Here is a 23,065-nt window from a genome sequence, read left to right as displayed (position 1 = left end):
CCCTTCCCCCTCCGGCAAATCTGGTCTATGGGAGGCGCCAAGTTCTAACGACCAAACCTAAATCGCCTTCGCGGAGGGACACTCCGCCAACAAACTGATCCGGGTCCGCCCAAGGACGCGTCACCCACGCGTCCTTTTTCGTGCGCCCGGTTGAATGCGCGAGCCGCACGGGACCCGATGCCGAAACGCACAGACATCTCCACCATCCTCATCATCGGCGCCGGCCCCATCGTCATCGGCCAGGCCTGCGAGTTTGATTACTCCGGCACCCAGGCCTGCAAGACGCTGAAGGCCGAGGGCTACCGCGTGGTGCTGGTGAATTCCAATCCGGCGACCATCATGACGGACCCGGACCTCGCCGACGCCACCTATGTCGAGCCGATCACTCCGGAAATCGTCGCCAAGATCATCGCCAGGGAGCGCCACGCCATCCCCGGCGGCTTCGCGCTGCTGCCGACCATGGGCGGCCAGACCGCGCTGAACTGCGCGCTGTCGCTGAAGAAGATGGGCGTGCTGGACGAGTATGGCGTCGAGATGATCGGCGCCACCGCCGAGGCCATCGACAAGGCCGAGGATCGCGAGCTGTTCCGCGAGGCGATGACCAAGATCGGCCTCGACACGCCGCGCTCGCAGCAGGTGAAGACGCTGGTGCAGGCACTCGGCGCGCTCGACGTCGTCGGCCTGCCCGCCATCATCCGCCCGAGCTTCACGCTCGGCGGCCAGGGTGGCGGCATCGCCTACAACAAGGCCGAGTTCATCGAGATCGTCGAGCGCGGCATCGATGCCTCGCCCACCAATGAGGTGCTGATCGAGGAGAGCGTGCTCGGCTGGAAGGAGTTCGAGATGGAGGTGGTCCGCGACAAGGCGGACAACTGCATCATCGTCTGCTCCATCGAGAACATCGACCCGATGGGCGTGCACACCGGCGATTCAATCACGGTGGCCCCGGCGCTGACGCTGACCGACAAGGAATACCAGATCATGCGCGACGCCTCGCTGGCGGTGCTGCGCGAGATCGGGGTGGAGACCGGCGGCTCCAACGTGCAGTTCGCCATCGACCCGGAAACGGGCCGCATGATCGTCATCGAGATGAACCCGCGGGTGTCGCGCTCCTCGGCGCTGGCTTCGAAGGCGACCGGCTTTCCCATCGCGAAGGTCGCGGCCCGCCTCGCGGTCGGCTACACGCTCGACGAAATCGCCAACGACATCACCGGCGGCGCGACGCCGGCCTCGTTCGAGCCGACCATCGACTATGTCGTCACCAAGATCCCGCGCTTCGCCTTCGAGAAGTTCCCGGGCGCCGACCGGGTGCTCACCACCTCGATGAAGTCGGTCGGCGAGGCGATGGCGATCGGCCGGACCTTCCAGGAATCGCTCCAGAAGGCACTGCGCTCGCTGGAGACCGGGCTGACCGGCCTCGACGAGATCGAGATCGAAGGCCTCGGCCACGGTGACGACAAGAACGCCATCCGCGCCGCCATCGGTACGCCGACCCCGGACCGCTTGTTGCAGGTCGCGCAGGCCATGCGCCTCGGCCTCGACGATGAGCAGATCCACGCCGGCTGCAAGATCGACCCGTGGTTCCTCGAGCAAATCCGCGGCATCGTCGACACCGAGGCGAAGATCCGCAAGCACGGCCTGCCCACCAATGCCGGCGCCTTCCGGCGCTTGAAGGCCATGGGCTTCTCGGACAGCCGCCTTGCCGGCCTCACCCGGCTCTCCGAGCATGAAGTCTCGGAGCGTCGCCGCGGGCTCGGCGTGCGTCCGGTCTATAAGCGCATCGACACCTGCGCCGCCGAGTTCGCCTCGCCCACCGCCTATATGTACTCGACCTATGAGGCGCCGTTCGCCGGCGCGGCGGCGGATGAATCGCGCCCCTCCGACCGGAAGAAGGTCGTCATCCTCGGCGGTGGGCCGAACCGCATCGGCCAGGGTATCGAGTTCGACTATTGCTGCTGCCACGCCGCCTTCGCGCTCGACGATGCCGGGTACGAGACCATCATGGTCAACTGCAACCCGGAGACCGTCTCGACTGACTATGACACCTCCGACCGGCTCTATTTCGAGCCGCTCACCGAGGAAGATGTCATCGAGATCCTCGATCGCGAGCGGACCAACGGCACGCTGCATGGCGTGATCGTGCAGTTCGGCGGGCAGACGCCGCTGAAGCTCGCCCACGCGCTTGAGGCAGTCGATATCCCGATCCTCGGCACCTCGCCAGACGCCATCGACCTCGCCGAGGACCGCGACCGTTTCAAGTCGCTGCTCGACAAGCTGAAGCTGCGCCAGCCGGCCAACGGCATCGCCTATTCGGTCGAGCAGGCCCGGCTGATCGCTGGCGATCTCGGCTATCCGCTGGTGGTGCGCCCGTCCTATGTGCTGGGCGGCCGCGCCATGCAGATCATCCTCGAGGATTCGCAGCTCGGCGATTATCTGCTCGGCACCTTGCCGGAACTGGTGCCGCACGACGTCAAAGCGCGCTATCCCAACGACAAGACCGGGCAGATCAATACCGTGCTCGGCAAGAACCCGCTGCTGTTCGACCGCTATCTGTCGGACGCCATCGAGGTCGATGTCGACTGCCTGGCGGACGGCAAGGACACCTTCATCTGCGGGATCATGGAGCACATCGAGGAAGCCGGCATCCATTCCGGCGATTCGGCGTGTTCCCTGCCCCCGCATTCGCTCTCGCCCGAGACCATCGCCCGGCTGGAGAAGCAGACCCGCGACCTCGCGCTGGCGCTCCGGGTCGGCGGGCTGATGAACGTGCAGTACGCCATCAAGAATGGCGACATCTATGTGCTGGAGGTCAATCCGCGCGCCTCGCGCACCGTGCCGTTCGTCGCCAAGGTGGTCGGCATCCCGATCGCCAAGATCGCCGCGCGGATAATGGCGGGCGAGCCGCTCGCCTCGTTCGGCCTCATGCCGATGAAGCCGGACCATGTCGCGGTCAAGGAGGCGGTGTTCCCGTTCGCCCGATTCCCCGGCGTCGACACCGTGCTCGGCCCGGAGATGCGCTCGACCGGCGAGGTCATCGGCCTCGACCGTACCTTCGAGGTGGCGTTCGCCAAGAGCCAGCTCGGCGGCGGTACCAAAGTGCCGAAGTCCGGCACCGTGTTCGTCTCGCTGCGCGACGACGACAAGCCGCGCATCCTCGATACGGTGCGCCTGCTGATCGCGCTCGGCTTCAAGGTGATCGCGACGTCCGGCACGCAGCGTTTTCTTGCGGATAACGGCATTGCCAGCGCCAAGGTCAACAAGGTGCTGGAAGGCCGTCCGCACATTGTCGATGCCATCAAGAATGGCGAGATCCAGCTGGTCTTCAACACCACCGAAGGCGCGCAGGCGCTGGCGGATTCGCGTTCGCTCCGCCGTGCCGCCCTCTTGCACAAAGTGCCGTATTACACCACGCTATCAGGAGCCATAGCAGCGGCGCAGGGGATCAAGGCCTATCTGGGCGGTGATCTGGAAGTTCGCGCCCTGCAGGATTATTTCGGCGTCGCGCAGCCCTGATATCGGCATTCCGATATCGATCGGCAGCGTCTGGCAGACATGCGGCAGCCCTTCGCGGGCGGGTTTCCGGCGGTCGAGTGGCCTCGGAAATTCCACCCGCGAAGGGTTCCGTTTGCGTTTCAGGGAGGTCGAGAGACCTATGGATAAGGTTCCGATGACCGCGGGCGGCCACGCCGCCCTTGAGGTCGAACTCAAGCACCGGCAGCAGGTCGAGCGCCCGCGCATCATCGCCGCGATTTCGGAAGCCCGTGCCCACGGCGATCTATCGGAGAACGCCGAATATCACGCCGCAAAGGAACAGCAGTCGCTGAACGAGGGCCGCGTCGCCGAGCTCGAGGACAAGCTGTCGCGTGCCGAGATCATCGACGTGGCCAAGCTGTCCGGCGACATCGTCAAGTTCGGCGCCACCGTCACCCTGATCGACGAGGACACCGAGGAAGAGCGCGTGTGGCAGATCGTCGGCGACATGGAAGCCGACGCCAAGGCCGGCCGCATCTCCATCTCCTCGCCCATGGCGCGCGCGCTGATCGGCAAGAAGTCCGGCTCCTCCGTCGAGGTGGTGACGCCCAAAGGCGCGCGTTCCTACGAGATCACCGGCGTGCGCTTCGGATGAAGGGTGCCACGGGTTGCAATGTTGCCCGTGGAACACTTCAGCTCGAAATCGGCATCACATCGGTTATCGCCCGAAAATCGACAAATCGACAGGGCTGAACCGGGCGACCTTAAGCGGGTATGAGCGGGGAACGGATTCGTGCGGGGCTACAGGGGGCTGGAGCTTTGGCTGGGCATCGGGAGCGCCGCATTGGCGCTGCTCGGCGCTGTGCCGGCCGCCGCGCAGGTTCCCCCCTGCCCTCCCGAAGCCAATAGCTGCATCGGGCCGATTGGCCCGATCGGTCCGGCCATCGGAGCGGTGGCGAGTTTCGGCACGCCGGTCTCCCCGCTGATGTCGCTGGTCTATGACAAGCTGAGCGACAACGAGCGCGAGGAGCGCCAGAAGCAGATTCCCGGCGCCACCTATTACGCCGAGGAGGCAGCGGAATCACGAGCCCGCACCAACGCCGCCCAGGCGCTCGACCAGTTGTTCGGCCGCGACCAGGGCGTAGATCCCACCTACGGCGTGCAGGAAGGCCGCAACGCCGATCTCCCGCCGGCCCCCAACCCGTCGCTGTTCTGGATGCGCGGTGTCGGCCGCGTCGGCTCCAGCCAGCAGCAGGGCGACGCGCCGGCCGTGGACATGCATGGGGGCGCCGGCTTCATCGGCCTCGATCTGCCCTATGACGCACAGACCCGGTTCGGCATCGCTGCCGGCTATAGCCGCTCCTTCCTGGAGACCGACACGGATTCCAATCTGGAAGCGGACGGCTACCATATCTCCGGCTATGCCACCCACGCCAATGGCCCGTGGCGCATGCGCGCCATCGCCACCTATGCCTATTACGATCTCGAAAGCCGTCGCGAGATTCCATGGGGCCGGGAGACCACGGAAGCCACGGCCAGCTATTCCGCCAACAATATCGAGGCACTGGCCGAGGTCAGCTATGTCGCGACCTTCGGCGCGCTGGCAGTCGAACCCTATGCCTCGGTCGGCGTTTCGTGGCTCGACACGCAGGGCTTCTGGGAAAAAGTGCCGGAAGGAGCACCCAAGGATGGCCTCTGGGGTGTCCAGGGTCATTCCGAGACGTGGCCCTACAGCATCATCGGCGCGCGGCTGACGACGCAGTTCGAGCTTGCCGGCGCTCTGGTTTCGCCGAGCCTCGATCTCGGCTGGCGCCATGTCTATGGCGATGTCACGCCGGATCTCGTCTACACCATGCCGGAAGCCAGTTTTGCCGTCTCGGGCATTCCCATCGCCGAGGACAGCCTCGTCGTCGGGCTTGGCCTGGACGCCGTACTGCCCGGGACCGGCTGGCGTACCTCGCTGAAATATATCGGCGAGATCGCCGACAACGCCCAGCTCCATACCTTCTCGGCCGGGCTCGCCATCCCGTTCTGAGACCGCGGATGCCGCGATGAAGCCGCTGATGCGGCTGGATTATTTTGCCGTCAAACTGTGGCCTTGAAGCCACCACGGTCCGGCCAAATTCTCGCACTTATTAAAGGATTCCTAATATCGCATTCAGTTGCGATTGATTCTCCACCGCCAGCGTGATTGCCTCAGCGCCGGCTGGTGGGTACGGGGTCGGGATGGCCCCGCAAGTGCGTTGTGCGTATGGGGAAGTCGAATGCTGAACCTGCGTCGGGCATTAATGCTGTGCGTGGCGGTCGGCAGCTTGAGCGCGATGGCGACCGGCGCGCTGGCGGCACCGGCGCCCCCGACCGGCAATCGCTGCTTCGACGATCGCGAAATCCCCACGTTCGACACCAGGACAACGACCATCGACACGCTGCAGGACGGCGGCGGCGATTATCCTTCATACCCCGGCGAGGGTCCCAATCTCGACGCCTGCGGTTCGCTCGAGCTGAACGCCTCGGCGATCGGTATCATCGGCATGCCCGGCTCGCCCTTCTTCACCACGGTGTTCCAGCGCATGATGACGCCCGTCGGCCAGGGTGGCAGCGGCGCTAGCGCACCTTTGGGCTATGCCCAGCAGCCGAAGCCGGCGGACGATTCCCCCTTTGCGAGCCTCGACCAGATGATCGAGGGCCGCAATGCCGACCTCGCCACCAAGGCCCCGGTCGGACCGGCGCCGATGATCGACCCCAATCTGATCTGGGTGCGCGGTGCCGGCCGCTGGGCCAATTATGACGGCGTCAATGGCGGCCCCGGCGCCAGTCTCCAGACCGGTGCGGTCTTCGCCGGCGTCGACCTGCCGGTCAGCCAGGATTTCCGCATCGGCTTCGCCGGCGGCTGGAGCGACTCCCGCTTCGACATGGACGACAATTCCGGCACGCTCGATGCCGATGCGTGGCACGCCTCGCTCTACGCCACCGGCGCCGCCGGCAATTGGCGCACCAAGGGCATCGTTGCCTATGAGCGTTATGATCTCTCCAGCCGCCGGCCGGTCGAGTTCGACACGCAGACCGCGCGCGCCGACTACAATGCCGACCATGTCGAGGCGCTGGGCGAGTTGAGCTATGTCCAGCAGGTCGGCACCAATGCCGCGGTCGAGCCCTATGTCTCGGCGGGTGTCTCCTGGGTGCAGGTCGACGGCTTCACCGAGAAGGTGAACGGCAATAACTATCTCAATGCCGACCAGCAGGAGGAGACTTGGCCCTATACGCTGATCGGCATGCGCCTGATGGGCGCGATGAACGTCGGCAGCGTGCTGGTCAATCCGATGCTCGATCTCGGCTGGCGCCATGTGTTCGGCGATACCGATCCGGACCTCGTCTATGAGGGCCTCGACGGCGAATCCTTCGCCGTGGCGGGCATGCCGATCGCCGAGGATTCGCTGGTGGTGCAGGCCGGCTTCGATGCCGCCTTCACCTCGGGCTGGCGCACCTCGCTGAAATACAAGGGCGACATCGCCCAGAGCGCGCAGCAGCACACCCTCACGGGTGGCGTTGCGCTGCCGTTCTGAGTATGGGTTCCGCCGCGGCGCCGACCTGATGATCAAGGCCGCGGGGATGAATGCATGCAAGAGCCCGGCGGCGGCCCTGTCGACCTCGCTTCCGTCGAAGTCATAGCGCCCAGCTTCAAGCGTCGCTTCTCGGGCGTCGTCGCCACCGTCATCGCCCTGGTGCCGGCACAGGCGCGGCACATCGGCATCCGCGCCCTCGGCCCGCGGCTCCCCGACACTGTCCCGCAAATCTCATGGGGCGACTTCTGGCGCGGTGCCTGGCACCGGCCGGATGGGCGCCGCTGGCGCATCTGGCATGCCCGCCGCGATATCGAAATGTTATTCGGCATCATGCTGCGCGACGTGTTGCGCCAGCCGGTGCGCCTGCTGTTCACCTCGGCCGCGCAGAAGCGGCACGGACGGTTCCTGCGCGTCCTCATCGCGCGCATGGACGCCGTCATAGCCACCTCGCCGCAGGCCGCCTCCTATCTCGATCGCGCCTCGACCATCATCATGCACGGCGTCGACACCCAGCGCTTCCATCCGGCGCCTGACCGCGCCGCGGCGTGGCGCGCGACCGGCCTGCCCGGCCGCCACGGCATCGGCGTGTTCGGCCGCGTGCGCCACCAGAAGGGGCAGGACCTGTTCGTGGAAGCGATGGTCGAATTGCTGCCCCGCCACCCCGACTGGACTGCGGTGGTCATCGGGCTTTCGACCCCGACGGAGCAGCCCTTCCTCGACGGGTTGAAGCGCCGCATCGCCGCCGCCGGGCTGGAGAGCCGGATCCTGATCCTCGGCGAACAGCCGATCAAGCGCATGGCCGACTGGTTCCGCTGCCTCTCGGTCGCCGTCATACCGGCGCGCTTCGAGGGCTACGGCTTGGTCCCGCTGGAAGCCATGGCGAGCGGCACGCCCGTCGCCGCCGCCAGATCCGGCGCCGCGCCGGACCTGGTGAAGGATGGCGAGACCGGCTACCTCGTCCCGGTCGATGACGGCCCTGCCCTCACCGCTGCCATCGCGAAGCTGATGGACATGGACGAGTCGACGCGCGACGCCATGGCCGAGGCCGCGCGCCGGCACGTGGTGGAGGAATTCTCCATCGAACGCGAAGCCGCCCGCATCAATGCGGTCTATGAGGAGATGTGGCGGGCGCGTCCGTGATCATCGAGGTCGGCGGGCGCCCGGACGTTCTTCGCGGCGTCGAGCCCGCGGCGCCAATAGGCCTTGACCCAGTCGACCGGGCCGAAGCCGTATCGATACTTGGTCCCCCATCGTGACTGGTCGTCGCGCGTCAGGTCGCTCGGCTTCGGCCTGCCATGGAACACGACGACGGCCGGCCCCTCAGGCTTCTTCACCCTGCGGAATATGAGGTTCAGGGGGTAGTGCCAGACGCAGTGGCGGCGGAAGCTGATGCAGAAGTCCGGCGGGAAATAGTGTGCGCCGTGCGCCTTCTGCCTGATGTAGCGCTGGTCGTTCCGCCATTGCCTGTAGGCCGGCTCCGGGTCGGCGACGACGTCGTCGAACAGATGGTCCTGCTCGCCCGGACGCCACGCCACCATCGAGCTCTGGCCGCCACGGTCGGGGCGCCAGTTCAACGGCACCAGGTTCCAGATCGTCGGGTTCCATTCGCGCAATATATGAAGGCCAGCATTGTCGCGCACATGATCGACGATCGGGTCGAGCGAGCCGACGATCACCACGTCGAGATCGAGATAGAGCGCCAGGTCGACACCATCGAGCACGCCGCGCTTGAACATTGCGAGCTTCGGCCAGCATCCTCTCCAGCGGAGAGAAAGGCCCCCCGTCGCCGGCAGATCGAGCACCTCGACCTCCTCGCGCAAGCCCGCCGCATTGTCGGTCAGGCAGAGGAAGCGGAACGGCCCGCTTATATGGTCCTTCACCCCTTGATAGAGGATGTTCACGTCGTCGGCAGGGTAGGACGTACCCCATTTTATGCAGACGATGGCCACCATCACGATTGTCCCTGCCCACGGGAAACGTCCCGCGCCTGTTTCACGATTGGAGCGAGCGCCGCCGCGATGAGATCGCGTGCATCGAGCCGTGGCGCTTCCAGGCCCAGCAGCGTCTCGGCGAACTGCCCGGCGGTGACGTCCGCGAGCGGCAGGACGGCAAGGCTTGGCCCGGCCATGGCCGCGATCACCTCGTCGGCATAATGCTTGTGCACCCGCGTGGATTTCAGGGCGACGACCGGCCGCCTCGCCGCCAGCCCTTCCGCCAGCATGCTCGTCGAATCCGCCGTGACGACCATCGCGTCGGCTCGGAACAAGGCGTGCGCCGAGCCAGCGCCCGCGGCGCGGAAATCGAGGAAGTCGGCGATCTCCCCACGCATGTGCATCGCACCAAGGCGGTCACTCACCTCAGCCGGGGTACGCGGCGACGTGCCGACACGCCAGCGCACGCCGAACTGTGCCGCGACCTCACGCACCAGGCGTTCCAACGCCTCCCATTCCGCTGCCTCATAGCGGCGCCGGTAGGCGGTGCCGCCGACGAGAAGCGCGATGTCGGCGCCGGCAAGGTCGGACGGTGCGGCAAGACGGCGCGGCGCCGGCAGCGTATCCGGATCGATGAGCGAGGGTATCGGTGCATAGGTCGAGCGCGGCTCGCTTGCTCGCCGCCGCGAGTTGACCAGCTGGAGCGCGACGTCGCGGGTGTCGTACCCCTCGACAGCTCCGGAAAACACCAGCGGCGCCTTGAAGTGGCGCGCAAGCAGGATGCCCGCCGCTATGGTGACCTGACCCGAGCCGATGACGATGTCCGGGCGCCGCACCAGCGCGGTGTCGATGCCATAGAGCCGGCGCAGCCACCGCACCGGCTCCGGCGCGAGATACCGCATGACCAATTTGCGGACATCCTCATGGGCGAAGCGGGAACGCCGCACCACGAGCCGCTCGAGTTCGACCGGCGTCGACCGTCCGATGACCATGGCGAGGCCCTCGACCTGGTTGATGTGACCAAGCCGGCCCTCCAGGAGCAGAAGCAGCTTCAAGTCTGGCTCCCGGAAGTGATCTTCGATCTCTCTGTTCTCAAGCATGGGCGGATGTCGCACAAGGTTCCAGGCAAGCCGCTCAGCCGTGCGGCGCCCCCTCCATCGGCACCACCGGCGCGTCCTTGGCCTGCTTGAGGGTCAGCGCGGTCTTCACATTGCGCACATTGGGCGCGCCGGTGAGTTCCAGCACGAAATTCTGGAAGGTTCGCAGATCAGGGGCGACGCACAGCAGCAGGAAGTCGACCTCGCCGGAGAGCATCCAGCAGGAGCGCACCAGCGGCCAGCGCTGCACCTGCTCGGAAAAGGCGGAAAGATCCGCCTCGGCCTGGCTGACGAGATGCACCATGGCGAACGCCATCAGGTCGAAGCCGAGCTTCTTCTCGTCGAGCAGCGCGCGATAGCCGCGAATAATGCCGTCTTCCTCCAGCGAGCGCACGCGCCGGAGGCACGGCGGCGCCGATATGCCGACCCGCTTCGACAGCTCGACATTGGTGATGCGGCCGTCCTCCTGCAGTTCGCGCAGGATATTCTGGTCAATGCCATCGATCCGGCGAACCACGCACACCTCCTCGAGCGACAAGCCTCGTGATGCGCCGCACCATAGAGGAGCGTGGCCTCGGCGCAATAATATTTCGTGACGGCCTGCAAACTCCTATGGACAACTAAGAGATGATGCACCGACGCCTTGCGGGCGCCACATGCAGTCCCTACGTTTTCGCATGGCTTGGGGCACCCGCCTCTTCGTCGTCTGCATTTGCTTCATACCTTCTTGCCGGCTGCCGCAGCGGCCGCGCCATCGCGAGTGAACCATGTCTGCCACGGCATCGCCGGCCTCGAACCACGTCAAGGTGCTCATCATCGGCTCCGGGCCGGCCGGCTACACTGCCGCCATCTACGCCGCCCGCGCCATGCTGGAGCCGGTGCTGATCCAGGGCATCCAGCCCGGCGGACAGCTCACCATCACCACCGATGTCGAGAACTATCCCGGCTTCGCCGACCCGATCCAGGGGCCGTGGCTGATGGAACAGATGCAGGCCCAGGCCGAGCATGTCGGCACCCGCATCGTGAACGACATCGTGACCAAGGCCGACCTGTCCCGCCGCCCGTTCCGGCTGGAGACCGATTCCGGCGCCCTCTGGCTGGCCGATACGCTGATCCTCGCCACCGGCGCGCAGGCCCGCTGGCTGGAATTGCCGTCGGAGCAGCAATATCGCGGCTTCGGCGTCTCGGCCTGCGCCACTTGCGACGGCTTCTTCTATCGCGGGAAGGAAGTCATCGTGGTCGGCGGCGGCAATACCGCGGTCGAGGAAGCGCTGTTCCTCACCAATTTCGCCTCCAAGGTGACGATCGTGCATCGACGCGACCATTTCCGCGCCGAGCGCATCTTGCAGGATCGCCTGTTCGCCAATCCCAAGGTGGAGGTGGTGTGGAACGCCGCCCTCCATGAGGTGAAGGGCCAGGACGATCCGCCCAAGGTCACCGGCGTCGTGCTGAAGGACACCGTCGACGGATCCTTCACGGCGCGCCCGGCGGACGGCGTCTTCATCGCCATCGGCCATGCCCCGGCGACTGAACTGGTCAATGGCCAGCTTCGCCTGAAGCCGAGCGGCTATGTATGGACGGCGCCGGATAGCACTGCCACCTCGGTGGAAGGCGTGTTCGCCGCCGGCGACGTCGCCGACGATATCTTCCGCCAGGCGGTGACCGCCGCCGGCATGGGTTGCATGGCGGCGCTGGAGGCCGAGCGCTTCCTCGCTGCCCGACATCCGCTCGCTGCGGCAGCGGAGTAGAGGCGGTCATGGAGGGGGCAAAGCCGCGGGCACGTGACATGGACTGGGACAAGCTGAAGGTCTTCCACGTCGCTGCCGAGGCAGGGTCGTTCACCCATGCCGGCGAGGCGCTGGGGCTGTCGCAGTCGGCTGTGAGCCGGCAGGTCTCGGCGCTGGAACAGGAACTCAACATCCCGCTGTTCCATCGTCATGCCCGCGGGCTGATCCTCACCGAGCAGGGCGACCTGCTGTACCGGACCGCGCACGAAGTCTTCATGAAGCTGGAGGCGGCGCGCGCCAAGCTCACCGACAGCCGCGAGAAGCCGAACGGCGAACTGCGCGTCACCACCACCATGGGCCTCGGCACGCACTGGCTCACCGCGCGCATCGGCGAGTTCCTGGAGCTCTATCCGGACATCCGCATCACGCTGATCCTCACCGACGAGGAGCTCGACCTCGCCATGCGCGAGGCCGACGTCGCCATCCGCCTGCGCCAGCCGGTGCAGCCGGACCTGATCCAGCGGAAGCTGTTCACCGTGCATTTCCACGCCTTCGCCTCGGCGGAGTACCTCAAGCGCAACGGCCATCCGCGCACGCTGGAGGAACTCGACAAGCACCGCATCATCCTGCTCGGCGGGCCGATCCCGTCCTATTTCCAGGCGCTGAACTGGCTGGAGCGGGCCGGGATCGAAGACGGCAAGGACGGCCGCGTACCGGCGCTCTCGGTCAACAACGTGCTGGGCCTCAAGCGCGCGGTGGAGCGCGGCGTCGGCATCGGCATCGTTCCCGACTACCTGCTCGAGGATTCGGCAACGCTGGTACAACTGTTCGCCGAGCGCCCCACCCCGACGCTCGACGCCTATTTCGTCTATCCGCAGGAAATGCGCTCGGTGGCGCGCATCCAGGTATTCCGCGACTTCCTGGTGGCGAAGGCGCAACGCTGGAGCTTCTGAGCCCCTTCTCCCTTAGCTCGGGACGTTATCCCGGACGGCCGAAGGCTGATCCGGGATCGCGCAAACGCTCTTCGCTTTCTTGCGATCCCGGCTCTCCGGCTTCGCCTGCGGCCGGGATGACGCCAAGTCTGGAAGCCGCTACCGCGGCGCCGCACCACTCGGCTTTGCGATCGCATCCGCGACCTCCTGCGCCACGAACACCCCGGCGCGCCGCCAGCCCTCGTCATTGTCGCCGCGGAAGCTGAGCAGCTTCGAGGTGACGAGCCGGCCGCTGTCGACCTCGAACACGTCGACCTTCATCGCCATCACCAGCGTGCTCATCTTGTGCACGCCGCACAGCACGATGAACGCAGCGCCGGCATCGTGCGCCTGCGACCTGAGCCGCCCCACTTCGCCGCCATCGAGCCGGCATGGCATTGTGCCGCAGCTCAGCGCCAGGCTGGCGACCTGCCCGTCTTTGGCGATGTCGGCCCTGAGCCCGTCGGCCAGCGCATGGAGCCGCTGCCGATGATCGGCGTCCTGATTCTTTGCTTCGCCGGAGGAATCCGAAAAGCCGATATCCGGCACCGCCACGATCAGCGGCGAGGCCGCCTGTACAGGTGCCCCTGCCAAGACTTGAACGGTGGCAAGCGTCGCGAGCAGGAAAGCCCGATAAAGGGTCGTCATGGCCGGCCTCCATCTCAGCCTCTGCGGGCTGCGCCGGCGGAATTTAGCGCAACGCAGACCATGTCACACCCTCCCCCAGCAAGCCGGGAGGCAACATGTCATTCTGATGTATTTCTGGGCAAATTGCCGCAGATATCGAACCATCCCGCCTGACGCATGCCTGCTATGCGGGCATTCTGCATTGCAATAAGCCTGATTGGTGAGCATATCAGGGGGGAGCCGCGCACCTTGTGCGTTGGCTGTTCCCCTCTGGAAGGTTCGCCGCTCAGGCGGCGAGACTTGCCGGGCTCTTCCAAGAGCCCGGCTTTTTCTTTTGTGCGGCGCACATCAGCTGCGAAAGATCAGCCGGCGAGAATGTTCTCGACCATACGGTTGGCAACCTCGCGCTCGGCATAGACAACGAGATCGGCGCCCTGGGCGCGCAGGTGCTCCACGCCATCCTCGCTATGCCCGCGGGCGACGATGAAGAGGTCCTTGCGGCGCCGCCGTGCCGCCTCGACGATGGCCCCGCCCTGGAGTTCGTCCGGCACCGTCACCACCAGCACCCGCGCAATGTCGACGCCGGCATCCTGCAGCATCTCGTCCAGCGGTCCGCTGGCCGTCACGCCCTTGCCCCCGGCCTTGCGCCAGGCCTCGATCTTGAGCCGGTCCTGGTCGACGCCGACCACCGGCATCTTGGCCTGCCGAAGCTGACCCGCCACCACCATGCCGACGCGACCGAGCCCGACCAGGATCACCGGCCCGTCGCCATGCGGCCGGTGCGGACCGACCGGAACGCCGGCATCCTCCTGATCCGGCTCCTCACGGCTTCTGCGCAGCCGGTCGGAGAGCAGGAACATGAACGGATTGAGCGCGATGGACAGCAGCGCGCCGGCCACCACCAGCCCGCGCGCATCCTCCGGCACGAACCCCTGCTCGACGCCGAGGCCGATCAGGATGAAGGAGAATTCGCCGATCTGCGCCAGGCTCGCCGCCACCATGCCGGCCATGCCCGCGCCGCGCCCGAGCGCCCGCACGATGATGACCGCGGCCATCGACTTGATGAACAGGATGACCGCCAGCACCGCCAGCACGTCGAGCGGCCGCCGCAGCAGGATCGACGGATCGAACAGCATGCCGACCGAGACAAAGAACAGCACCGCGAAGGCGTCCCGCAGCGGCAGCGAACCTTCGGCGGCGCGGTGCGAGAGATCGGATTCGGCAAGCACCAGCCCGGCGAAGAAGGCGCCGAGCGCGAACGACACGCCGAACAGCACCGCCGAGCCATAGGCGATGCCCAGCGCGATGGCGAGCACCGCCAGCGTGAACAGCTCGCGCGAATTGGTGCGCGCCATTTGCGCCAGCAGCCACGGCACCGAGCGCCGGCCGAACACCAGCATCAGTCCGACGAACAGCGCCACCGCACCGAGCGTGGTGGCGATGGAGGCGGCAAGGTCGGCGAGGCTGGTCCCCTCGCCTTTCGCGATGCTGCCGAGCAGCGGCAGCAGCACCAGCACCAGCACCATGGCGAGGTCTTCGACGATCAGCCAGCCGACGGCAACGCGGCCATTCTCGGTCTCCAGCTCGCGCCGGTCCTCCAGCGCGCGCAGCAGCACCACGGTGGAGGCGACCGAGAGCGATAGGCCGAAGACGAGGCCGCCGGCAATGCTCCAGCCCCACCACAGCGCAAGCCCGAGGCCGAACAGCGAGGCGACCGCGATCTGCCCGATGGCGCCCGGCACCGCGACGTTCCACACCCGCATCAGGTCGCGCGGGGTGAAGTGCAGGCCGACGCCGAACATCAGGAGGATGACGCCGAGTTCGGCGAGCTGCGAGGCGAGCGAGGAGTCCGCGACGAAGCCCGGCGTATAGGGGCTGACGGCGAAGCCGGCGACGAGATAGCCGACAATGGGCGAGAGCCGGAGCCTGGTCGCAAAATATCCGAAAATCGCCGCCAGCAGGAAGCCGACGCAGATGGTGGCGATCAACGGCACATGATGCGGCATGAGGCGGGCTCTCCTTCCGGGCTTGAATTGAACGAGCCCACGGATAGTCCGGCACTCTCATGGCGAAATGGTATCAGGGAGGGCGCTTCGCAAGAGAAATCCAGTCGAAAAGCGGCCGGCCGGGCGCTTTCACTCGACTATATTGCACCTGCGAAGGTCATCGCGCAGTCACATGAAGAGCTTCTCGGTCTTGTCGAGGCCGGCATAGATCGGAGCCACCTGCTCGGCATAGCCATTATAGAGCAAGGTCGGGCGCCGCTCGCCGGTGCCGATGTCGCGCTCGCTGGCCTGGCTCCAGCGCGGATGCGCAACCTCCGGGTTCACATTTGCCCAGAAGCCATATTCGCGGCCCTGCACCTTCTCCCACAGCCCGACCGGCCGCTCAGCGACGAAGGAGATGCGCACGATCGATTTCACCGACTTGAAGCCGTACTTCCACGGCACGGTGAGGCGCAACGGCGCGCCATACTGGTTGGGGGCAGGCTTGCCATAGATGCCGGTGACCATGAAGGCGAGCTCATTGGTTGCCTCGGCCATGGTCAGGCCATCGACATAGGGCCAGGGATAGACGAAGCGGTTCTGCCCCGGCGCCACCTTCGGGTTCAGGAAGGTTTCCATGCGCACATATTTCGCGCCGGAGAGCGGCTTGGCATAGGCGACCAGATCCTTCATCGGGAAGCCGGTCCATGGCACTACCATCGACCACGCCTCGACGCAGCGGTGGCGGTAGAGCCGCTCCTCCAGCGTCATGGCACGGATCAGGTCGTCGATGCCGACTTCGCGCTCCTGCTCCACGAGGCCGTCGATCTTCACCGTCCAGGGCCGGCGCGGCATCTTCGCGGCGATGCGCGCCACCGAATAATTCATCTGGTCGGAGCCGAACTCGTAGAAATTATTGTAGTTCGCCGAGATGTCCTCGGGCGTCACCGGCGTCGAGACCGTGTAGGCCGGATTCTTCTTGGCGGGATAGAGATCCTTGGTCGGATCGCCGGACGGGTCCCCCACCGCCTGCGCCTGGGCGGTAGCCGGCAGCGCGGCAAAGGCGGCCAGCCCCGCGCCGGCACCGAGCAGCGCGCGCCGCGAGAAGAACAGATGCTCCGGCGTGGCGGCGCTCTCCGGCAATTCCCATGAGGGGCGGCGGCGGATCAGCATGGATGTCTCCATCGAATGGGTCGATGCGGACAATACGGACTGACTGCGTGGAAAGTTACACCGGCCACATCAACTCGCCGTGCGCTGCCAGAAAAAGAGGGCCGGCCCCCCGGGGACCGGCCCCACAGATTCATCATGCCGTCACGCCGCCTTCGCCGCCGCCACGACGGCTTCCGCCTGCCGCCCGGCCAGTTCGGCCATATGGTCGAAGCGGCTGGTGAAGTAGCCGGCGCCGGCGCTCGCCGAGCGCAATTCGACGATGAGATCGCCAATCTCCGCCTCCGGCACCAGCGCCCGCACCATGTCCCAGCCGCCCCAGCCGGGGCGCGGCTCGAAGCCGAGGATCTGGGCGCGGCGCGCTGACAGGATGGCGTTCACCTTGGCCGTCGCCTCGCCGGGTACCGCCACGGTGAGCTCGTGGATCGGCTCCAGCAGCACCGGTACGCAGTTCGGCAACGCCTCGGCAATCGCGATACGCGCGGCAGCACGGAACGCCTGATCGGACGAGTCCACCGTGTGGTAGGAGCCGTCCGTCAGCGTCACATGGATGTCGACCACCGGGAAGCCGAGCGGGCCGCGCTGCAGCGCTTCCTTCACCCCCTCCTCCACCGAGGAGATGTATTGCCGGGGCACGGCACCGCCGGTGACGGCATCGGTGAAGCGGAAGCCCTCGCCGCGCTCCAGCGGCTTGACATCGATCAGCACATCACCGAACTGGCCGTGTCCGCCGGACTGCTTCTTGTGCCGCCCGCGCTGCGTGGTGCCGCGCTTGATGGCTTCGCGATAGCCGATGCGCGGCGCCCGCGTCGTCACTGCCACGCCGAAGCGGCCGGACAGCCGCTCCACCGCGACGCGCAGATGCATCTCGCCCTGCCCGCCGAGCAGAATCTCGCCGCGCGCTGCGTCCTGCCGCACCATCAGCGACGGATCCTCCTCCGCGAGTCGCGACAAGGCGAGGCCGAGTTTCACCTCGTCCTTGCGGTCACGCGCCGCCACGGCGAGCGACAGCACCGGCTCCGGCCGGTTGATCGGCCGGCTTGCGCCGCCGCGGGCGGAGATGACCTCCCCGGTCGCGGCGTGGTCGATCCGGGCGAGCCCGACCAGTTCGCCGGCGCCGGCCGGCCCGCGCTTCTGCGCCCCGTTGCCGGACAGCGCGAGCACGCCCGAAACCCGGTCGGCGATGCCAAGCTCGCCCACCAGCGGCGCGCCCTCGGCAATCTCGCCGGCGAGCACCCGGGCAATGGAGAGCTTGCCGCCATGGCCGCCATGCACGGTCTTCACCACATAGGCACTGGGGGCATCCGCACTGATGCCGAGCCGGGCGCGGGTGGCAGCGATGCCTGGAATCTCGTGGCGCAGCGCCTTCAAGAGCCGCGACAGGCCATTGCCGCGCAGCGCCGAGCCGATCATCACCGGGCAGACGCTGCCCTCGCACAATTCCTTCGCGAGATCGTCGAACACCCGGTCGCGCGGCGGCTCGATCTCCTCGAGCAGCTCTTCCATCAGCGCGTCGTCATGGTCGGCGAGCGTCTCCAGCATGGAGAAGCGCGCATCGCGCTCGCGCAGGCGCTCGTCGCCGTCGAGCGGCACCACTTCGGAGGGCGCGTGCTCGCGATAGACGAAGGCACGCTCCAGCGCGAGGTCGACGAAGCCGACCACGATGCCGTCCTTCCAGATCGGAATCTGCCGCATCAGCAACGGCACGCTGGAGGCCGGCTGCAATATGCTCAAGGCTTCGAGCAGGCGCTTGTCAGCCTTGTCGATCTTGTTGAGGAAGATCAGATGAGGCAGCTTCGCCTCTTCCAGCTCGCGCAAGATCAGCTGGAGCTGCGGCAGCTTGCGCTCATCGGCCTCGCACACCACCACGGCAGCGTCGACCGCCGGCAGCGCCCCGCGCATTTCCTGCAGGAACTCGATCGAGCCGGGGCAGTCGATGAAGCTGTATTCTTCGTCGAGATAGCGCGTGGTGGCCACCGTGAGCTCGCAGCTCATGCGATGGGCACGGGCCTCCGCGGAACCGTCCGCGACGCTGGTGCCGGCATCTACAGATCCGGCACGGGGAATGGCGCCGGTGCGGGCCAATATTTCTTCTAGAAGCGTGCTCTTGCCACTCTGGAACGGGCCGACGAGCGCGATGGCGCGTGTGCCGCCGGCCCCGGCTCTGGCCCGCACCGGACGGTCTCCGGCAGTGGATGCTGATTGGGGAGTCTCCATGGGTCGCCTCCTAGCCCGGCACCTCTCAGCGCTCGCGGGACCGCGAAGCGGGGTACCGATTTTTCGGTCGGCGCATGCAGTCGATTGGCGTCGACCTTGGGGCAATCGTCTGCCCATTGGAGCCGGCGCACAAGGTGGCAGTCGTGCACTGCAACGATACGTGAAAAACGCCGACGGCCCCGCAGCAGGACCGCGGGACCGTCCTCCGATCAGTGGTGATAAGGCGGGATTACTGCCGGATCAGGTCGATCGAGCCGACGCCGACCGCGAGGTTCACGCCGGTCTGGCCCTCGAGACTGAGCGGCTGCAGCATGATGGTCCTGTTGGAGCCGCCGAGCAGCACATTGGCGGCGCCGCCGACCACGACCGCGATGCTGCCGGACACGCCGACAAATCTGCCGTCGAGATCCGACGGCGAGATCGCGCGGGTCGGGGCGAAGACGGTCCAGAACAGCATGTTGGACCCGGTGACGCCGACATCGAGGCCCCAGCGGCGGATCAGCCCGTGATAGGCCGACACCTTGCCGGTCCTGGACTTGAAGGTGCAGTCGAGCACGCGGTGCGAGCCGACGATGAAGCTGACGGAATCGGCGCCCTTGCAGGCCAGCACGCCGACCTCGACCCGGCGGGCGGTATCGGCGGCGGCCGGTGCGGCGAAGAAGCTGGCAACGCAGGCCACCAGCGCGGCCGCCATCGCGGCGCGGGCAAGTGCAGTGCGGATCATGGTCGAAATCTCCTGGATGGTCGGCGGCTCCGGCGGACGCCGGATGCGAGGGGAAGCAAGGGGCCGACGCTCAGGAACGTGATACCTGCGCAGCCGGCCGGGCCGCCGCGCACGATGCATCCCAAGGCTTGAGAAAAACGTAAACGGCCCCGCGACATAGAAGCGGGGCCGTGGGAAATGCAGGCGTCGACTGGAAATCAGCGGCCGCGCAGCGTCAGGTCGCCGACGCCCAGCGCGAGGTTCACTCCGGTCTGCCCTTCGACGCTGATCGGCTGCAGGGTGATGGTGCGGTTCGAACCGCCGACCAGCGCATTGCCGGCGACGCCGAGGCCGAGCGCGACGCTGCCGGACACGCCGACATAGGTGCCGTTCAGCGCATCCGGACGAGGCGCGCGGGTTGGCGCCAGCACGCTCCAGAGCAAAACGTTGCGGCCGGTGACGCCGAGATCGAGACCCCAGCGGCGGATCGAACCTTCATAGCTGGCTTGATAGCCGCGGACCGAGCGGAAGGTGCAGTCGAGAACGCGCCTGGAGCCGATGATGAAGCCGACGGAGGAGCTGCCGCGGCATGCCAGCGTGCCGGCGGCCATGCGGCGCGCCTGCGCGTCGGCCGGGGTGGCGAAGGTGCCGGCGATGCCGGCAATGAGCGCGGCGCCGATGAAGGCGCGGGCGATATTGGTGCGGATCATGGTCCAATCTCCTTGGGGGCGTTTGCCCGCGCGGGATCGAGCCATCAAACCGCCTGACGCGCAATCGGTAAAATCGGGCATCCAAATGGTAAAGGGGCGCGGTGTTGCCGCCGCGCGCCCCCGAGATGTCAGATCCGCAGGTTCAGCGCAGCGAACCGCAAAAACGCTGGATGCGCAGGCAGGCTTCCTCGACGTCCTTGGTCGCCGTCGCATAGGAGATGCGGAACGCCGGGCCGAGGCCGAAGGCCGCGCCATGCACCACCGCCACGCCCTCGGCGTCGAGCAACTCGGTGGCGAACGCCTCGTCGTTCTCGATCACCTTGCCGGCAGCCGTCCTCTTGCCGATCAGCCCGGCGCAGGACGGATAGACATAGAAGGCGCCTTCCGGCTTCGGGCACTTGAGGCCCGAGGCCTGGTTGAGCATGGAGACGGCGAGGTCGCGCCGCTCCTTGAAGATCGTGTTGTTGGCGGCGATGAAATCCTGCGGGCCGTTCAGCGCCTCGACCGCCGCCCACTGGGCGATGGAGTTGGGGTTCGAGGTCGACTGCGACTGCAGCGTGCCGATCGCCTTGATGAGCGCCTCCGGCCCACCGGCATAGCCGATGCGCCAGCCGGTCATGCAATAGGCCTTCGACACGCCGTTCATGGTCAGCGTGCGCTCATAGAGCGAAGGCTCGACCTGCGCCGGGGTGACGAACTCGAACTCGTCATAGACGAGGTGCTCATACATGTCGTCGGTGAGGATCAGCACCTGCGGATGACGCACCAGGACATCGGTGAGCGCCTTCATCTCCGCGCGCGTATAGGCCGCGCCCGTCGGGTTCGACGGCGAGTTGAAGATCAGCCACTTGGTCTTCGGCGTGATCGCGGCTTCCAGCGCCTCGGGCTTCAGCTTGAAATTGTCTTCGAGCCTGGTCTCGATAGCGACCGGCGTGCCGCCGGCGAACTGCACGATGTCAGGATAGCTCACCCAGTACGGCGCCGGGATGATGACCTCGTCGCCCTGGTCGACGGTCGCCAACAGCGCATTGAACAGCACCTGCTTGCCGCCGGTGCCGACCGTGATCTGGCTCGCCTTGTAGTCGAGCCCGTTCTCGCGCTTGAACTTGGCGATGATGGCCGCCTTCAGCTCCGGAATGCCGTCGACCGCGGTATAGCGGGTGTGGCCGTCGCGGATCGCCTTGATCGCGGCTTCCTTGATGTTGTCCGGAGTTTCGAAGTCCGGCTCGCCGGCCGCCAGCGCGATCACGTCGCGCCCTTCCGCTTTCAACACCCGCGCCTTGTTGGAAATGGCGATGGTGGCCGAAGGCTGGATGCGCTTCATGGCGGCGGACAGGAGGCTCATGGCCGGACTCCATTCGGATAAGTTTTGCGCGCGACAACTAATCGAGCACTTGCGCCCCCGCAAGCGCTTCCCCACCTGCGGGCCACCGAGCGGCTGCGTTAGGATGACGCCGGAGGGTTGCTTTCGGGCATTTTCAGAGGTCGCAGGTTCAGAGGTCGCGCGTGCTCAGGCTCTATTCGATGCAGAGTTCCGGCAACAGCTACAAGGTGCGGCTGCTGCTGGCAAAGCTTGGGCTGCCGTTTCGCCTCGTCGATATCGACCTCTTGCGCGGCGAAAACCGCACCCCGGAATTCCTCATCAAGAATCCGGAAGGCCGGGTGCCGTTGCTGGAGCTTCCCGGCGGGCGCCTGCTCGCCGAATCGAACGCCATCCTGGTCTATCTCGCCGAAGGCACGTCGCTGCTGCCCGAGGATCGCTTCGCCCGCGCCGAGGCTTTGCGCTGGATGTTCTTCGAGCAGCACAGCCACGAGCCCGCCATCGCCGCCGCGCGCTTCTGGCTGAAGCTGGTACGCGGCGGGCGCGACCTGCGCACCCACGACATCGACCGCTGGATGGAAGAGGGCCATGCCGCGCTCGCCGTGATGGAACGGCACCTCGGCCGCCGGTCCTTCTTTGTCGATAACCGGCTCACCGTGGCCGACATCGCGCTCTATGCCCACACCCATGTCGCGGAGGAAGGCGACATCGACCTCGCCCCCTTCCCCAATGTGCGCGGCTGGCTGGCCCGGGTCGCCGCGGAGGCCGACCATGTCGGCATGGAGTGGCGGCCCGAGAATGCGACGGCGATGCCGGCGCTGTGAAATGCGGACGACGTCATCCTGAGCTGCCCGGCATTCGCCGGGCCTCGAAGGATGTTGAAGCAGAGCACCTTCTTCTCTTTCCTCACCCACACGTCGTCATCCCGGACGGCCCAGGCCGATCCGGGATCGCAGGAAGGTGACGCGCAACTCCTTAACGCGATCCCGGCTCCACGCCCTTCGGGCGGAGCCGGCCCTCGGCCTCGCCGGAGGCAAGACCCGTGGGGCGGCGATGACGACCAATGACATGGTGAATCCCGTTTTAATAATTCGTCGCGAAATCGCCTTGAAATCGCATCCGCCTGCCTAGATGCGGTCGAAGCCGGGCCGCGTTCCCCCCGGAACTTGACCTCCATCGGCGAAAGCGATTCGTCAGGTCGAACGGAAGGGCTGCACTATGCCGCGCAACGTCCCCGCTCATTTCGCGAGATCCCGGTCGGCCACGCGCCTTGCGCGGCGTGCCGTGCTCGAGGCCGGCGTCGTGCTCTCGCTCACCCTCGCCATTCTCGCGGTGGCCTGCACCTTCGGCGTCGATCGTGCCGCAGCCGCCGAACTCGACGTGACGATGGTCGCGGACACCGGGCGCCTCACCATGGGCGCGGTGCTGATCTCGCTGTTCGCCGGCCTGTGCGTCCTCACCAGCTTCATGCTGCGCAATACGCTTGGCCCCGAGCCGCGCACCGACGAGGTGCGCCGGCGCAGCCGCATGGGCTGAACGCCAAACGGGCTGAGCGCCGGGCGGGGCACTCAC

General features: G+C 66.6%; 19 protein-coding genes. 9 read left to right on the top strand and 10 right to left on the bottom strand.

The window, feature by feature from the left end:
• Positions 1-177 precede the first annotated feature (177 nt).
• The 5 genes from carB to G3545_RS29395 all read left to right on the top strand — a co-directional run bounded on the left by carB (position 178) and on the right by G3545_RS29395 (position 8,174).
• Positions 178-3,513: a carbamoyl-phosphate synthase large subunit gene (gene carB / locus G3545_RS29415; protein WP_170017816.1), complete on the top strand. Its 3,336-nt coding sequence runs from the start codon at positions 178-180 to the stop codon at positions 3,511-3,513.
• Between the two features lie 139 nt (positions 3,514-3,652).
• Positions 3,653-4,126 (top strand): transcription elongation factor GreA, encoded by a 474-nt coding sequence (gene greA, locus G3545_RS29410; protein WP_170017815.1) that lies wholly within the window; start codon positions 3,653-3,655, stop codon positions 4,124-4,126.
• 138 nt (positions 4,127-4,264) lie between these two features.
• Positions 4,265-5,506, top strand: coding sequence for an autotransporter outer membrane beta-barrel domain-containing protein (locus tag G3545_RS29405; protein WP_170017814.1), 1,242 nt, complete (start codon positions 4,265-4,267; stop codon positions 5,504-5,506).
• Positions 5,507-5,735: 229 nt separating this feature from the next.
• Positions 5,736-7,034 carry an autotransporter outer membrane beta-barrel domain-containing protein gene (locus G3545_RS29400; protein ID WP_170017813.1) on the top strand — a complete coding sequence of 433 codons (1,299 nt, stop codon included), beginning with the start codon at positions 5,736-5,738 and terminating at the stop codon, positions 7,032-7,034.
• A gap of 54 nt (positions 7,035-7,088) precedes the next feature.
• The gene (locus tag G3545_RS29395) at positions 7,089-8,174 is read left to right on the top strand and encodes a glycosyltransferase family 4 protein (protein WP_170017812.1); all 1,086 of its coding nucleotides are present in this window, start codon (positions 7,089-7,091) and stop codon (positions 8,172-8,174) included.
• Here G3545_RS29395 and G3545_RS29390 read toward each other — a convergent pair.
• From G3545_RS29390 to G3545_RS29380, 3 genes are all read right to left on the bottom strand, one after another.
• On the bottom strand, positions 8,144-8,986 hold the full coding sequence (locus G3545_RS29390; RefSeq protein ID WP_170017811.1) for a glycosyltransferase: 843 nt from the start codon (positions 8,984-8,986) through the stop codon (positions 8,144-8,146). The genes G3545_RS29395 and G3545_RS29390 overlap by 31 nt on opposite strands.
• Entirely contained in the window at positions 8,986-10,020 is a 1,035-nt protein-coding gene (locus tag G3545_RS29385) for an ELM1/GtrOC1 family putative glycosyltransferase (RefSeq protein ID WP_170017810.1), read from the bottom strand. The genes G3545_RS29390 and G3545_RS29385 overlap by 1 nt, the downstream gene beginning before the upstream one ends.
• Positions 10,021-10,099: 79 nt before the next feature.
• Positions 10,100-10,579: an Lrp/AsnC family transcriptional regulator gene (locus G3545_RS29380; RefSeq protein WP_170017809.1), complete on the bottom strand. Its 480-nt coding sequence runs from the start codon at positions 10,577-10,579 to the stop codon at positions 10,100-10,102.
• Between the two features lie 250 nt (positions 10,580-10,829).
• On the opposite strand from G3545_RS29380, the gene trxB reads away from it, so the two are divergent.
• Positions 10,830-11,810 (top strand): thioredoxin-disulfide reductase, encoded by a 981-nt coding sequence (gene trxB, locus G3545_RS29375; protein WP_170017808.1) that lies wholly within the window; start codon positions 10,830-10,832, stop codon positions 11,808-11,810.
• A 38-nt stretch (positions 11,811-11,848) separates the two neighbouring features.
• Entirely contained in the window at positions 11,849-12,742 is an 894-nt protein-coding gene (locus G3545_RS29370) for a LysR family transcriptional regulator (protein ID WP_170017807.1), read from the top strand.
• Between the two features lie 138 nt (positions 12,743-12,880).
• On the opposite strand, the gene G3545_RS29365 is transcribed toward G3545_RS29370, so the two are convergent.
• From G3545_RS29365 to G3545_RS29335, 7 genes are all read right to left on the bottom strand, one after another.
• Complete coding sequence (locus tag G3545_RS29365; protein WP_170017806.1) at positions 12,881-13,408, bottom strand: DUF2380 domain-containing protein; 528 nt, start codon at positions 13,406-13,408, stop codon at positions 12,881-12,883.
• Between the two features lie 341 nt (positions 13,409-13,749).
• Entirely contained in the window at positions 13,750-15,393 is a 1,644-nt protein-coding gene (gene ybaL / locus G3545_RS29360) for a YbaL family putative K(+) efflux transporter (protein ID WP_170017805.1), read from the bottom strand.
• A gap of 168 nt (positions 15,394-15,561) precedes the next feature.
• On the bottom strand, positions 15,562-16,545 hold the full coding sequence (gene msrP, locus G3545_RS29355; RefSeq protein ID WP_170017804.1) for a protein-methionine-sulfoxide reductase catalytic subunit MsrP: 984 nt from the start codon (positions 16,543-16,545) through the stop codon (positions 15,562-15,564).
• Positions 16,546-16,686: 141 nt separating this feature from the next.
• Positions 16,687-18,759 (bottom strand): elongation factor G, encoded by a 2,073-nt coding sequence (locus tag G3545_RS29350; RefSeq protein WP_170017803.1) that lies wholly within the window; start codon positions 18,757-18,759, stop codon positions 16,687-16,689.
• 229 nt (positions 18,760-18,988) lie between these two features.
• Positions 18,989-19,483 carry a DUF992 domain-containing protein gene (locus G3545_RS29345; protein ID WP_170017802.1) on the bottom strand — a complete coding sequence of 165 codons (495 nt, stop codon included), beginning with the start codon at positions 19,481-19,483 and terminating at the stop codon, positions 18,989-18,991.
• A gap of 197 nt (positions 19,484-19,680) precedes the next feature.
• Positions 19,681-20,172, bottom strand: a complete 492-nt coding sequence (locus G3545_RS29340; protein WP_170017801.1) for a DUF992 domain-containing protein — start codon at positions 20,170-20,172, stop codon at positions 19,681-19,683.
• Between the two features lie 142 nt (positions 20,173-20,314).
• Positions 20,315-21,517, bottom strand: coding sequence for a pyridoxal phosphate-dependent aminotransferase (locus G3545_RS29335; RefSeq protein ID WP_170017800.1), 1,203 nt, complete (start codon positions 21,515-21,517; stop codon positions 20,315-20,317).
• 161 nt (positions 21,518-21,678) lie between these two features.
• Here G3545_RS29335 and G3545_RS29330 point away from each other — a divergent pair, with 161 nt between their 5' ends.
• Together G3545_RS29330 and G3545_RS29325 are read left to right on the top strand one after the other, a co-directional pair.
• Positions 21,679-22,317 carry a glutathione S-transferase family protein gene (locus tag G3545_RS29330; RefSeq protein ID WP_170017799.1) on the top strand — a complete coding sequence of 213 codons (639 nt, stop codon included), beginning with the start codon at positions 21,679-21,681 and terminating at the stop codon, positions 22,315-22,317.
• A gap of 460 nt (positions 22,318-22,777) precedes the next feature.
• Positions 22,778-23,029, top strand: a complete 252-nt coding sequence (locus G3545_RS29325; protein ID WP_170017798.1) for a hypothetical protein — start codon at positions 22,778-22,780, stop codon at positions 23,027-23,029.
• Positions 23,030-23,065: the final 36 nt, after the last annotated feature.

Origin of the sequence: Starkeya sp. ORNL1, assembly GCF_012971745.1 — a bacterium.
Classification (GTDB): domain Bacteria; phylum Pseudomonadota; class Alphaproteobacteria; order Rhizobiales; family Xanthobacteraceae; genus Ancylobacter.
This window is presented reverse-complemented; position numbering and strand designations above follow the sequence as displayed.

Excerpts from the sequence above, each read along its gene's own strand:
- carB (WP_170017816.1), top strand. The coding sequence starts at position 178 with ATGCCGAAACGCACAGACATCTCCACCATCCTCATCATCGGCGCCGGC.
- greA (WP_170017815.1), top strand. The coding sequence starts at position 3,653 with ATGGATAAGGTTCCGATGACCGCGGGCGGCCACGCCGCCCTTGAGGTC.
- G3545_RS29400 (WP_170017813.1), top strand. The coding sequence starts at position 5,736 with ATGCTGAACCTGCGTCGGGCATTAATGCTGTGCGTGGCGGTCGGCAGC.
- G3545_RS29395 (WP_170017812.1), top strand. The coding sequence starts at position 7,089 with ATGCAAGAGCCCGGCGGCGGCCCTGTCGACCTCGCTTCCGTCGAAGTC.
- G3545_RS29390 (WP_170017811.1), bottom strand. The coding sequence starts at position 8,986 with ATGGTGGCCATCGTCTGCATAAAATGGGGTACGTCCTACCCTGCCGAC.
- trxB (WP_170017808.1), top strand. The coding sequence starts at position 10,830 with ATGTCTGCCACGGCATCGCCGGCCTCGAACCACGTCAAGGTGCTCATC.
- G3545_RS29370 (WP_170017807.1), top strand. The coding sequence starts at position 11,849 with ATGGACTGGGACAAGCTGAAGGTCTTCCACGTCGCTGCCGAGGCAGGG.
- G3545_RS29365 (WP_170017806.1), bottom strand. The coding sequence starts at position 13,408 with ATGACGACCCTTTATCGGGCTTTCCTGCTCGCGACGCTTGCCACCGTT.
- ybaL (WP_170017805.1), bottom strand. The coding sequence starts at position 15,393 with ATGCCGCATCATGTGCCGTTGATCGCCACCATCTGCGTCGGCTTCCTG.
- msrP (WP_170017804.1), bottom strand. The coding sequence starts at position 16,545 with ATGCTGATCCGCCGCCGCCCCTCATGGGAATTGCCGGAGAGCGCCGCC.
- G3545_RS29350 (WP_170017803.1), bottom strand. The coding sequence starts at position 18,759 with ATGGAGACTCCCCAATCAGCATCCACTGCCGGAGACCGTCCGGTGCGG.
- G3545_RS29345 (WP_170017802.1), bottom strand. The coding sequence starts at position 19,483 with ATGATCCGCACTGCACTTGCCCGCGCCGCGATGGCGGCCGCGCTGGTG.
- G3545_RS29340 (WP_170017801.1), bottom strand. The coding sequence starts at position 20,172 with ATGATCCGCACCAATATCGCCCGCGCCTTCATCGGCGCCGCGCTCATT.
- G3545_RS29335 (WP_170017800.1), bottom strand. The coding sequence starts at position 21,517 with ATGAGCCTCCTGTCCGCCGCCATGAAGCGCATCCAGCCTTCGGCCACC.